This window comes from Microbacterium wangyouchuni, from assembly GCF_054072595.1.
In genome coordinates this window covers 1-12,312 of record NZ_JBSVRM010000003.1, presented here as the reverse complement: position 1 = coordinate 12,312, position 12,312 = coordinate 1, and the positions used below count along the sequence as shown (strand labels likewise).

10 protein-coding genes are annotated in these 12,312 nt (G+C 66.0%); 7 read left to right on the top strand and 3 right to left on the bottom strand.

Annotated features, from left to right (window positions below; genetic code table 11):
• Window positions 1-14 precede the first annotated feature (14 nt).
• Window positions 15-638, top strand: coding sequence for a histidine phosphatase family protein (locus tag ACW5CM_RS05165; protein WP_438255542.1), 624 nt, complete (start codon window positions 15-17; stop codon window positions 636-638).
• Window positions 639-643: 5 nt separating this feature from the next.
• Here the strand turns inward: ACW5CM_RS05165 and ACW5CM_RS05160 are convergent, their stop codons facing one another.
• Window positions 644-1,543, bottom strand: coding sequence for an NAD(P)/FAD-dependent oxidoreductase (locus tag ACW5CM_RS05160; RefSeq protein WP_439256180.1), 900 nt, complete (start codon window positions 1,541-1,543; stop codon window positions 644-646).
• A gap of 52 nt (window positions 1,544-1,595) precedes the next feature.
• On the opposite strand from ACW5CM_RS05160, the gene ACW5CM_RS05155 reads away from it, so the two are divergent.
• The 5 genes from ACW5CM_RS05155 (at window position 1,596) to ccsB (ending at window position 6,171) form a co-directional block, all read left to right on the top strand.
• Complete coding sequence (locus ACW5CM_RS05155) at window positions 1,596-2,000, top strand: helix-turn-helix domain-containing protein (protein WP_438255540.1); 405 nt, start codon at window positions 1,596-1,598, stop codon at window positions 1,998-2,000.
• A gap of 82 nt (window positions 2,001-2,082) precedes the next feature.
• Window positions 2,083-2,724 carry a TlpA family protein disulfide reductase gene (locus ACW5CM_RS05150; protein ID WP_457124367.1) on the top strand — a complete coding sequence of 214 codons (642 nt, stop codon included), beginning with the start codon at window positions 2,083-2,085 and terminating at the stop codon, window positions 2,722-2,724.
• On the top strand, window positions 2,721-3,455 hold the full coding sequence (locus ACW5CM_RS05145; RefSeq protein WP_439256177.1) for a cytochrome c biogenesis CcdA family protein: 735 nt from the start codon (window positions 2,721-2,723) through the stop codon (window positions 3,453-3,455). The genes ACW5CM_RS05150 and ACW5CM_RS05145 overlap by 4 nt, the downstream gene beginning before the upstream one ends.
• The gene (resB, locus tag ACW5CM_RS05140) at window positions 3,436-5,190 is read left to right on the top strand and encodes a cytochrome c biogenesis protein ResB (protein WP_457124366.1); all 1,755 of its coding nucleotides are present in this window, start codon (window positions 3,436-3,438) and stop codon (window positions 5,188-5,190) included. The genes ACW5CM_RS05145 and resB overlap by 20 nt, the downstream gene beginning before the upstream one ends.
• 9 nt (window positions 5,191-5,199) lie before the next feature.
• Entirely contained in the window at window positions 5,200-6,171 is a 972-nt protein-coding gene (ccsB, locus tag ACW5CM_RS05135; RefSeq protein ID WP_457124365.1) for a c-type cytochrome biogenesis protein CcsB, read from the top strand.
• A 314-nt stretch (window positions 6,172-6,485) separates the two neighbouring features.
• Here ccsB and ACW5CM_RS05130 read toward each other — a convergent pair whose 3' ends face one another.
• Window positions 6,486-8,657: a YhgE/Pip family protein gene (locus tag ACW5CM_RS05130; protein WP_457124364.1), complete on the bottom strand. Its 2,172-nt coding sequence runs from the start codon at window positions 8,655-8,657 to the stop codon at window positions 6,486-6,488.
• Complete coding sequence (locus tag ACW5CM_RS05125; protein ID WP_457124363.1) at window positions 8,654-11,422, bottom strand: MMPL family transporter; 2,769 nt, start codon at window positions 11,420-11,422, stop codon at window positions 8,654-8,656. Before ACW5CM_RS05125 ends, ACW5CM_RS05130 begins: the two co-directional genes overlap by 4 nt.
• A gap of 125 nt (window positions 11,423-11,547) precedes the next feature.
• On the opposite strand from ACW5CM_RS05125, the gene ACW5CM_RS05120 reads away from it, so the two are divergent.
• Complete coding sequence (locus ACW5CM_RS05120; protein WP_438255533.1) at window positions 11,548-12,180, top strand: TetR/AcrR family transcriptional regulator; 633 nt, start codon at window positions 11,548-11,550, stop codon at window positions 12,178-12,180.
• Window positions 12,181-12,312: the final 132 nt, after the last annotated feature.

The window sequence follows — 12,312 nt, the reverse complement described above, 5'->3', positions numbered from 1 at the left end:
CTAGACTGAGCGGTATGCCTGCCGAACGCCTCCATCTCGTCCGCCACGGTGAAGTGCACAATCCGGGGCGCGTGCTGTACGGCCGCCTCCCGCATTACCGTCTGAGTGAAGACGGCAAGCTGATGGCGCGCGCCGCAGCCGAGCACATCGCCGATCTTGGGCGACCGGTCACCTCGTTGCGCTGCTCGCCGTTGCAGCGTGCTCAGGAATCCGCCGAGCCGTTCACCCAGGTCTTCGGGCTGGAAGCGGCAATCGACGAGCGCGTCATCGAGCCGACGAACGTGTTCGAAGGCACGCAGATGCGGCGATCGCTGCGCGACCCGCGCAACTGGTGGCATCTGCGTCGTCCCTCTGTGCCCAGCTGGGGCGAGCCATACTCGTCGATCGCCGAACGCATGCAGCAGGCGATGAACAGTATCTGGGATGACACGGTCGAGGGTGACGCGGTGATCGTCTCTCACCAGGCGCCGATCTGGATCACGCACCTGCGCGTCGCTGGTCTCCGGTTGCCGCACGACCCCCGAACCCGGCGCTGTGCCCTGTCGAGTGTGACGTCGTTCGAGCGCGTCGGCGACGTCTGGCGAGAGGTCAGCTACGCCGAGCCCGCTTCGGGGGGAATCGACCTCGGCGCGGTCTGAGCCCGTCAGGCGCTCAGCTCTTGGACGACGAACGACGCCGCCAGCTGTCCTGCGGCAGCGGCTTGAATGACGGATGCCATCGGCCCCGGCATGCTCGCCCGGTGCGCAAGATCGCCCGCGGCGAAGACTCCCGCAACCGACGTGCGGCCGAAATCATCGATCTCGATGCAGCCGCTTTCGAGCATCCGCAGCCCGAGCTGCGCGGCGAACGGGGTGCGCTGGTGGAAGCCGCCTGCGGCGAGGAACAGTCCCGCCACGGTGTGGCTCTCGTCGCCTGTGACGACCGTGACTCCGCCGTCGTCTGCGGCCTGCACGCGGTCGACGACTGCCGCTGAAACACGGGCACCGGCTGCCTCCAGTGCGGAGATCTCTTCGGTTGCGGGTGGGGTGTCGATCGGGAATACAGTGATGCTCTGGGCGATGCGCCCGAGCATGCCGAGCAGGTGCTGCGCGCGCGGACCGGCACCGATGATCCCGATGGTGGCATCGTGAAGTTCATGGCCGTCGCAGAACGGGCAGACGAATGCGCGTCGTCCCCACAGCTCGCCGAGTCCGGCAATGTCGGGTAGGTCATCGACGAGTCCGGTGGCGAGGATGATGCGACGGGCGCGTTCGCTGCAACCATCGGGGAAATGGACGGTGAAGTCGTCGGCGCTTCCGGTGATGGCCGATACGGCACCGCGGGCCACGGTGACATCGCGATACGCCGCAAGCTGTTCGCGAGAGCGTGCGCGGTAGTCCGCGGGGGCCGTTCCATCATCGCCCACCACATTGTGCATGTGCGCGACGGTGCCGTTGCGGTACTCGCCGGAATCGACGACCATCGTGCGGCGGTGCATCCTTCCCAGCGTGAGTGCCGCCTGCAGGCCTGCGGGGCCGGCGCCGATGATGATCGCGTCGTACATGAGATCTCCTTCTGATCTTGTTTTCTCGACCAGTGTGTGACTTCATGTCAACATGAAGTCAAGTTCGAAGCATCCGTGGTCTGTCGGCGAAGTCGCCGAACGGTTCGACCTGCCCACCAACGTGCTCCGGCACTGGGAAGCCGTCGGACTCCTGACGCCCGCGCGCGACACCGCGGGGCGGCGACGCTACGGTCAAGACGAGATCGTGCGGATCGCGGTGATCCAGCGCAGCAAAGCGGCCGGGATGAGTCTGGAGCAGATTGCGGTGCTGCTCGATGACGGCAGAAGCGGTCGGCACGAGGTGCTCTTCGCGCATCTGGCCGACCTTGACCGTCGGATGCTTGAGATGCAGCTGTCGAGGGCGATGACCGAACATGCCATCAGATGCAGCGCGCACGACATCACCACCTGTCCGCAGTTCCGCGCCGGAGTCGAGGATGTGCTCGCGAGATTCTAAGAACCAATGTGCGCGCAGTGCCGACAGGGGAGTGGCCAGAGCATCCAGAACACCCATAGGATCTCGCGCCTAAACTGGGGTCGTGCCTCTCGCCTCGACGAATCGTGACGGCCGCCTCTCCCGCCCTCGACGTTCGCGTCGGATGATCGGAGCCGCGTTCGCCGTGCTGTCCGCTGTCGCCCTGAGCGCGTGCACGCAGGACTCCGTCGCCGAGCAATACCTCGAAGGCAGTGACAAGGGGTACATCTCCGCCGATCTGACCGTCGTGGAGATCGCGCCGGATGACCGCGGCGAACCCGTCGAATTCGGTGGAGTCACCGAGAACGGCGACGAGTTCACCAGCTCCGAGATCGCCGGAGACGTCACCGTCGTCAACTTCTGGTACGCGGCCTGCGGCCCGTGCCGAGTCGAGGCGAAAGACCTCGAGGCCGTCTGGCAGCAGTACGAAGACGACGCCGTGTCCTTCGTCGGTGTCAACACCTACGACCAGCCCGACACCGCCCGCGCATTCGCTGACGAGTACGGCATCACCTACCCGAGCCTCATCGACGTCGACTCGGGTGATGCGAAGCTCGCCTTCGCGGAAGTCACCCCCATCCAGGCGACACCCACCACGCTCGTGCTCGACAAGCAGGGACGCGTCGCCGCTCGGATCATCGGCCAGCTCGACGGGCCGAGCATCCTTTCCACGCTCGTGAGAGACGCGCTCGCGGAGAGCGCGTGAACACTCAGGAGTTAATCGGCTCCGGGGCCCTCTGGCTGGCGATTCCGGTCGCCATGCTTGCCGGGCTCGTGTCGTTCCTCTCGCCCTGCGTGCTGCCGCTCGTGCCGGGATACCTCGGTTTCCTCGGGGGGACAGGGGCAACGACCCGAGGCACACGTGGACGCCTGGTGCTCGGCGTGCTGCTGTTCATCCTGGGCTTCAGCGTGGTCTTCATCGCGTTCACGGTCATCGGCGGCACGGCATCAGTGTTTTTCCTGCAATGGGGCGACATGATCACCCGCATTCTGGGCATCGTGATCATTGCCATGGGCCTGGTCTTCGTCGGATTGTTCGGATTCATGCAGCGTGAAGTTCGGCTGCAGGTCAACTCCAAGACCGGTCTCATCGGTGCGCCGCTGCTGGGCTTCGCCCTCGGTATCGGGTGGGCTCCGTGCATCGGACCGACCCTTGCCGCCATCACCGCCGTCTCCTGGACCCTCGGTGACCCCGTGCGCGCCGGCTTCCTCGGGCTGGCCTACAGCCTCGGCCTCGGCATCCCGTTTCTGCTCGTCGCCCTCGGTTTCGGCTGGGCAACGAAGGCGATCGGGTTCCTGCGCCGTCACATCCGCATCGTGAACATCGCCGGCGGCGTGCTGCTCGTCCTGCTCGGCGTGCTCATGGTCACCGGCCTGTGGACGGACATCATGTCGCGCCTCGGGGCGGTGATGGGCAGTGTCATCCTCCCGCTCTGATTTCCCCGCTCGCTCCCAGAACAAGAACAAGGATGCCGTGAACAACGACGCCTCGGATCCGCTGCGCCCCTCCGACCACATCGACGGCGATGGTGGCAGTATCAACCAGCCCAAACTGGGCTTCGTCGGCTGGTTGCGGTGGGGATGGCGTCAGCTGACCTCGATGCGCACAGCGATCATCCTGCTGCTGGTACTGGCAATCGCTGCCATCCCCGGCTCGATCTTCCCGCAGCGGATGGCCGACCCGAACGGCGTCACCCAGTGGCAGACCGACAACCCCGATCTGTTCCCTGTGCTCGATGCCATGAGCCTGTTCGACGTCTACCTGTCGCCATGGTTCTCGGCAATCTACCTGCTGCTGTTCATCTCGCTCGTCGGCTGCGTCATCCCGCGCATCAAGCATCATCTGAAGGCGCTGCGCTCGCGTCCGCCACGCACACCTGTTCGGCTGCAGCGACTCGAGGACTACCGCGAGGTCACCCGACCCATCCCGGCTGGACAGTCGACGGGCTCCGACTCCGAGGCAGAAGCATCCCGCTCGGTCGATGTCGCGCAGAAGCAGCTGCGTGCGCTCGGGTACCGCGTCGAACGCTACGACAAGGGGCGCTCCTGCTCAGTGTCGGCAGAGCGCGGATACTGGCGTGAAACCGGCAACCTCGTCTTCCACCTCGCTCTGGTCGGCGTACTCATCACCGTCGGCGTCGGCGGCAGCTTCGCATACACCGGCCAGCGTGTGATCGTCGAGGGGCAGACCTTCGTCAACACGCTGCTGGATTATGAATCGATGAACCGCGGGCGATTCGTCAGTGACGATGCGCTCCAGCCCTACGCGATGACCCTCGATTCCTTTGATGTGACGTACCAGGAGTACGGGTCGGCAGCATCCGGTCAGGCGGGCAATTTCTCGGCCAACGTGACCGTGCGCGAAGACGGCGAAAGTCGCGAGGAATCAGTGCGGGTGAACCACCCACTCGGCCTCGCCGGAGACAACGTCTACCTGCTCGGCAACGGCTACGCGCCCACGATTACGGTGCGAAACGCCGACGGCGACGTCGTCTACAGCAACTCGGTTCCGTTCCTCCCGCAGGACAACAACATGACCTCGCTCGGTGTCATCAAGGTCACCGATGGGATGCCGCAGCAGCTCGGCATCGCGGCATTCTTCTACCCGAGTGCTGCGCGTCTGGACACCGGTGCTTTCACGTCTGCGCACGGTGATCTCCTGTCGCCTTTGCTCACCCTCGACGTCTACGAGGGCGACCTCGGGATCAACGAGGGAACGCCGCGATCGGTGTACGTGCTCGATACCGGGGAGCTCACCAAGCTCACAGGCCGCACCACCGATGTGGATTCGATCGAACTCCTTCCCGGTGAGACTGCCGACTTACCGGGTGGCCGGGGCACGATCACCTTCGAGGATGAAGCTCCCGCCGGTGCGACCACATACGAAGACTCGGTGAAACGCTTCGTGTCGCTGCAGATCCACCATGACGCCTCGGCCGTATGGGTGCTCGTGTTTGCATTGCTCGCATTGGCCGGACTCATGATCGCGCTGTTCGTACCGCGCCGGCGGATGTGGGTGAAGGCGACCGCAAACGGCGACGAAGTGCAGCTCGAATACGCCGGGCTCGCTCGCGGCGAAGACCCGACCCTGGCCGCTGCCGTCGATGACCTCGTCGCCGGTCACACCCGGCTGCTCGATACCGACTCCACTCCGCAAAACCCACGAAAGTAGAATGGGATCATGCCCGACTTCGACTCTCTCTCGATCCTGTTCATCTGGACAGCGATCGCGATCTACGCCGCAGCATTCATCGCCTATGCGTTCGATCTTGCGCGTCGCTCCGAGGTCACCTCTGACGCACGCCTCGCGCGCGAAGCGGCACTGGTCGGTGCTGGCGGAGTTTCGGTCGACACGGCGGATACAGCATCCGCCCCGCCTGCCAAACCCCGCTACGTAATGGCGCGGATCGGAACCACGCTCACCGCGCTCGGCTTCGTCCTGCACCTCGCCGCCACGGTGCTGCGCGGCATCGCCGCCGAACGGGTGCCGTGGGCGAACCTGTACGAGTTCGCGATGATCGGCACATTGCTGGTCGTCTTCGTGTATCTGCTCGTGCTCACGCGCGTGGACCTGCGTTATCTCGGCACCTTCATCACCGGGCTGGTCGTCGTGCTGATGGGCGCGGCTGCGATCAGCTTCTACGTCGGCGTCGTGCCGCTGATGGATCCGCTCAAGAGCGTCTGGCTCGTGATCCACGTGTTCGTCGCTTCACTGTCGACAGCATTCTTCGCGCTGGCCTGCGGGCTCTCGGTGCTGCAGCTGATGCAGTCGCGCCGCGAGCGCCGTCTCCTCGAGAACGTGGACAATCCAGGGCCGCGGTTCCTCAGCACGCTGCCGAACGCCGACCGGCTGGAAGGAACGGCGTTCCGCTTCGCGATCATCGGCTTCATCTTCTGGACCTTCACCCTCATCGCCGGCTCCATCTGGGCGCAGGATGCCTGGGGCCGCTACTGGGGCTTCGACGTCAAGGAGACCTGGACGTTCATCGTGTGGGTGCTGTACGCCGGGTACATTCACGCTCGCGCCACTCGCGGCTGGCGCGGCAACCGTTCAGCGTGGCTGTCCATCGTCGGATTCACCGCGGTGATCTTCAACTTCACGATCGTGAACGTGTTCTTCAAGGGGCTGCACGCGTACTCCGGCCTGAGTTGAGTCGTGGGGGCCGTGTGCCTCGTTCCGGGTGCCAGACGCCACGGCGTCGCTGCGGCGTGTCAGGGCAGGATTCTGTTGTGACACGCCGCCCGTGACACGTCCCGTCTGGGATTCGGCCCGGTGGCCGAACGTGTTCTTCGCGGGGCTGCACGCGTACTCCGGCCTGAGTTGAGTCGCGGGGGCCGTGTGCCTCGTGCCAGGTGCCAGACGCCACGGCGTCGCTGCGGCGTGTCAGGGCAGGATTCTGCTGTGACACGCCGCCCGTGACACTTCCCGTCTGGGATTCGGGCCTGGTGGTCGACGACCAGCGGATGCTACGCCGAGGCGAGCACCGCCTTCGTCGACGTCGTGCGACGCAGCGCCACCGCGATCGTGGTGCCCACGATCGACAGCACCCCCCACACGATCAGTGCGGCAATGGCTCCACCGTTCGCACTGATCAGACCGGTGAACGCCGGGGCTGTGGGAAGCGCAGCGCCGAGGGAGGCGAGCCACCCCGGCACAGTCGAGATGAGTCCGGTCGCCACCGCGATGACCCCGACCAGTGCGCTGATCCAGCGACCCACGCCGCCGAATACTGCGACGAGCGCCTGGTTCACCGCGGCGAAGGCGACCCCGGCGAGCACCGCGGTACCCGCGAACGCCCACCAGGTGCCGGCTTCATACTGCGCCACGATCTGCACGATCAGAGCGACGAGCACGCCCTGTCCTGCCCCGATCAACGCGGCGGGCAGGAACGCCCGCAGCGTGAGTGCAGCAGACGAACGCCGCGAGGTCAGAGTGCGTGCCGTGTGCGCGCGCATCACGATGAAGGACGCCAGCCCACCGAACCACAGCACGACGGCAGCGAGCAGCGGGATCGCGGTTGGGCCGAACAGGGCGTTGCCGCCAGCATCCGATGACACCGGATCGGCGATGACCGACGCCAGTGAGCTGGATTCCTGATCGGTGAACGAGGGGAGCGAATCCGCCGCGGTGCGTAGGCCTCCGGCGAGGTCTCCGGTTCCGGTGGCAAGAGTGTCCAGTCCCGTTGCCAACTCACCGGCTCCGTCAGCGAGTGCCGAAGCGCCCGTGCCGAGGTCAGTGGCACCGGATGCGAGCTGCCCGGCACCGCTGGCCAGTTCTCCTACGCCGCCGGCGAGCTCGTTCGCCCCGGCAGTCAACGCGGCAGCGCCGCCGCTGAGATCGCCGGCACCCGTGCTGAGCGCGGTCGCGCCAGCCTGGGACTGGTCGACGCCGCCAGCGAGCTGGTTTAGCGCGTCGGCGAGTGAGCTCGCACCTGTGCCCGCGGTGCGCAGCTGCTCAGCGATCGTGGCTGTGGCCTGGCCGTCGAATGCTTCGAGGCCTCCAGCCGTTCCGGCAGATGCCTGTGCGGCCGCGTCGGCCGCGCCCTGAAGCTGCGGCATCGACTGGGACATGCCGGCCAGCCCCACGCAGACCGGGTCGGTGCTCTCGCGGCCGGCGCACGCGGCGAGCAGTGCGCTCATGCCGTCGGCGAGCTGGTCAACGCCGGACTTCACCCCGACCGTCGCCTGCTGCGCGCCGTTTGCGGCGGTGAACAGCTCATCGGGGACAAGCCCGCTTGCGTCCAGCGCGGCTGCTCCATCGGTGAGGCCGGAGCCGAGTTCGGTGGCGCCGCCCGCCGCCTGGCGGGAGCCGTCGGCGATGGAGCCCAGACCGGTGGCCAGATCGGATGCTCCGGTGCCGAGCTGTGCTGCACCATCTCCGAGCTGCGTCACCCCGCCGCCCAGCTGGGTCGCGCCCGCTCCGAGCTGTGTCGCACCGGAGCCGAGCTGCGAGATGCCGGAGCTGAGCTGAGTCGCACCGTCAGCGAGCTGGGCAGCGCCGTCGGGCAGGGCTGCTGCGCCGTCGGCAGCGGCGTGGGCGCCGTTCGCGAGCTCCAGCGCACCGGAGGCAGCTTCGCCGATCTGGTCACCGAGCGTGGTGAAGCCGACGAGCACATTCTCCAGGGTCGCCTCAGACAGCATCGTGCCGATAGACGACGCAGCAGCCGCAGCGATCTGCGATGTGATGAGATCATCGGCGATGAGTGCGTCATCCGGCGTGGCCACGACCATGGTGGCCTGTTGCGGCGTGGCATCGCCCGCGATCGCCTGACCTGCCGATGTCGCGGCCGTCGAGAACTCCGCAGGAATCGTGACGACCGCCTGGTAACTGCCATCGGCGAGCCCGTCGGCAGCGTCATCCTCGTTGGAGATCACCCAGGTGAGGTTCGAGTCCAGGTCGTCCGACCCCTCGACGAGCCCGGCGGCCAGCTGGCGTCCGAGCGGCGTGTACTGGCCGTCGATCGTGACCGGTTCATCGAGGTTGACGATCGCCGCGGTCATGCTTTCTAGCCGCTCAGTCGGGTTCTGCAGCGCTGCGACGAGCACGCCGCCGATGAGTGCGGGCAGCAGCAGCACACCCAGCAGCGTCAGCCAGGAGACAGGCCTCGACGAGCGGGCGCGTTCAATGAAGAGGGTCATGCGGTCACCTCAAAGGAATCGTTGTGAGTAGACGCCGATGGCGTCGAGATGTCGAGAATGTCGAGCGTCGGCCAAGATGCCTCCGCGAGGATGCTGCCGGCGACACCCGCATCGGCTGCCGTGGCGAACACCGCGAGTTCACGAGCGGATGCCGCATCCCGCAGCATCGCCGTCGCCTGATCGCGCTGCGCTCCAGTGAAACGATCGATGCTGTCGATGATGACGAGCGGTGAGTGCCCGCGCAGGGCCTCCTGCAGGTCGAGAAGCGCAGCATCCGCGTCGTCGACGAGCACGCAACCGACGTGACTGCGTACCCAGGCCGCACGTCCTGGCAACAGGTGCCCGGCCACGCGCAGTCGCCCGGCTGCCGGGGTGAGCCGGCCGGCGACGGCCAGGCTGAGCGCGCGTCGAGTGCGTGCGTTCAAGCCGGTCGCGACGGTGGCAGCGCCCGGTGAGATGCGCAGAGTGAGCGCGTTCGCGGAGTCGTCCGCGTCGAGAACGAGATCATCGACGGCTGCGACTGAACCGTCCCCGGGCCATGCCTGCAGATGCCGCTCACGCTCGACGGCCTCACCCTCGATGTCGACGCTGGGCAGGATCTTCTCGAGCCAGGCCGGGATCTCCCACGCGCGTTCACCGAGGATGGCCATGAGCGCCGGGATCAGCGTCATCCGCACGAGGAACGCGTCGATCGCGATGCCGGCAGCAAGGCCGAGCGCGATGGGTTTGAGCGAGGAGTCGCCCTCCGGGACGAACGCCACGAAGACGGCGAACATGATGAGTCCCGCGGCGGTGACGACCTTGGCGGAGCCGGTGAAGCCGCTGCGCACGGCGCGCTGCGCGGCTGCGCGGCGTTCGGCGCGGTTCGGCGACTTTGAGGCGGCATCGTGCACGAAGTCCTCGCGCATCCGCGACACCAGGAACACCTGGTAGTCCATCGCCAGGCCGAACAGCACGCCCATGAGGATGATCGGCATGAAGCTGATGATCGGTCCGACCTTCGCGACGTGCAGGACATCGGCGAGCCAACCCCATTCGAATACCGCGCCGACGACGCCGAACGCCGCGACGATGGAGAGCAGATAACCCAGCGCTGCGGTGACCGGCACCCAGAGTGAGCGGAACACGATAGTCAGCAGGATCAGCGACAGCCCGATCACGAAGATCCCGAACGGCAGCAGGGCGTCGCCGAGCTGATCGGAGATATCGATCGCGACGGCGGTGAAGCCGGTGATTTTCACATCGATGCCGAATTCTTCGAGCCACTGGTCGTGGTGCGAGCGCAGTTCACGAACAAGGTCGCTGGTGGCCGGGTCATCCGGCGCCGTCTCGGGAATCACCTGGACGATACCGGTGTCAGCCGTCTCGTTCGGGGTGGCGAGTGCAACCTCCTTGACACCGTCGATCTGGGCGACAGCATCCCCGAGGTCTTCCATAAGGGTGAGCGGATCGGTCGAGGTGACGATCGTTCCGGTGAGGACGAGCGGGCCGTTGAATCCCGGACCGAACTCCTCCGCTACGAGGTCGTAACTCTGGCGTGCCTCGTCGTCAGCGGCGAGCACACCGGCGTTCGGAAGGGCGAGGTTGAGGCTGAGCGCGGGAATCGCGACGGCGCCGAGGCCGACGACAATCGCGAGAGAGGTGAGCACCGGATGCTTCGTGATGCCGCCGACCCAGCGCTCGCTGAATCCGCGACGGGTCTTCGCTTCCGTGCCCTTCTTCGGGGGCTTCACCTTCTTCGGGCGTCCGACGACGCGGCCCTTGAGGAAGCCGAGCACGGCGGGGGTCAGGGTGACGGCGATCGCGACGGCGATGGCCACAGCGACGGATGCCGCGATACCCATGGTCGTCAGGAACGGGATGCCGGCGAAGCTGAGGCCGATCAGTGCAATGAGCACCGTGATGCCGGCGAACACCACTGCGGATCCGGCCGTGCCGACGGCGCGTGCGGCGGATTCCTCAGGGTCCACGCCGTCGCGCACCTGGTCCTGATGCCTGGCCATGATGAACAGTGCGTAGTCGATGCCGACGGCGAGCCCGAGCATCAGCGCGAGCAGAGGTGTTGTCGAGGACACGCTCGCGAAGGCGGTGGCGGCGAAGATGCCGCACATCGAGATGCCGACGCCGAGCATAGCTGTGAGAAGGGGGAGACCTGCGACCACGAACGAACGGAATGTGACGATGAGTACGAGCAGGGCGATCACAACGCCCACGGCCTCGGTCAGCGTCACACCGGGGATCGAGATGGCGAACAGGTCGCCGCCGAGCTTCAGCTGTGCCGCCTCCGGCAGCTCGCCAGCGAGAGTGTCGACAGAGCGGGTGAGGACATCTTTCGTCTCGTCGGAGACGTCGGTTGACTGACCGTCGAACTGCAGCTGCACGATGGCGGCCGTCTCGTTCTCATTGATCATTCCCTCGATCATCTCGTCGTAGGGCGAGGTGACCGCGAGGACGCCGTCGAGGTCCGCAAGGTCGTCGACGGCATCCTCGATCGGCACGCGATAGTTCTCGTCCGTGATCGAATCCCCATCGGCTGCGACGACGATGAACTGCGCATTCGTGCCGCTGACCTGCGGGAACGAACGGGAGAGCTGCTCGAGGCCGTCTTGCGACTCCGTGCCGGGGATCGAGAACGAGTTATCCGTGCCCTGGTTCAGGACGAGAGCACCGCCTCCCGCCGCCGCGAGGATGAGCAGCCAGGCGACGAGTACGCGCCAGGGGTGGCGGAACGACCAGCGTCCGAGCGACGACAGGAGTGTAGACACGGAATCCTCCGAGACGAGGGGTGGCAAAATGGATACAGAGATGTATCCGATACATCTGTGTATCCTACGGTGGGTTGTGCACCAGAAACTGTGCGCCGGATGTGAAGCTGGTGAAGGAGGATCAGATGGCCGTTCCGATGACCAAGCGCCGTGAGAACACCCGCTCACGACTGCTCGAAGCAGCAACGCAGGTGTTCGCTGAGGTGGGCCTCGACGGTGCCAGTGTCGAGGCGATCTGCGAGCGCGCCGGATTCACTCGTGGCGCGTTCTATTCGAACTTCGAGTCAAAGGACGAACTGTTTTTGCAGTTGGCTTCCACGATCGCCGAGAAGCGTCTGACGCTCGTGCGCTCGCGCATTGACGAGTTCGTGGAGTCCGGGCTGCTCACCAACGACGCCGACCCGACCGAGCTCGTGCAGCAGGTGATGGAATCCGGTGAGGATGACCGCCTCAGCGTGCTGATGATGAGCGAGATCCGTATCCGGGCCCTGCGCGATGACGTGTTCCGGGCCGCATATCTCGCGCAGGATCAGGCGCTGACTGCGAGCATCGAAGGCATTATTCAGGGCATCGTCGACTCCGGGCTGTTCGCGTTGCGCGTCGATGTGGCGGTTGCTGCGCAGATGCTGATGGTGCAGTGGGAAGGATGCATGGGGCGCGGCGTGCTCGCCGGTCACGACGGCGAGAAGCTGCACAGCGTCGGCGCCGAGGCGCTCGGCCACATCGTCGAACTGATCATCGCTCCCGCCGAGGGGTGACTTCGCCCGCCGGGGGATGAGCTCGCCCCGCGAGAAACGTCCTTCTGCATGAGACAGGTCGTGTGATGTCTCAGGTCTTCGGTGACGGTTCTTGTCTCAGAACATTGGTGACGGTTTCTGTCTCAGGAGATG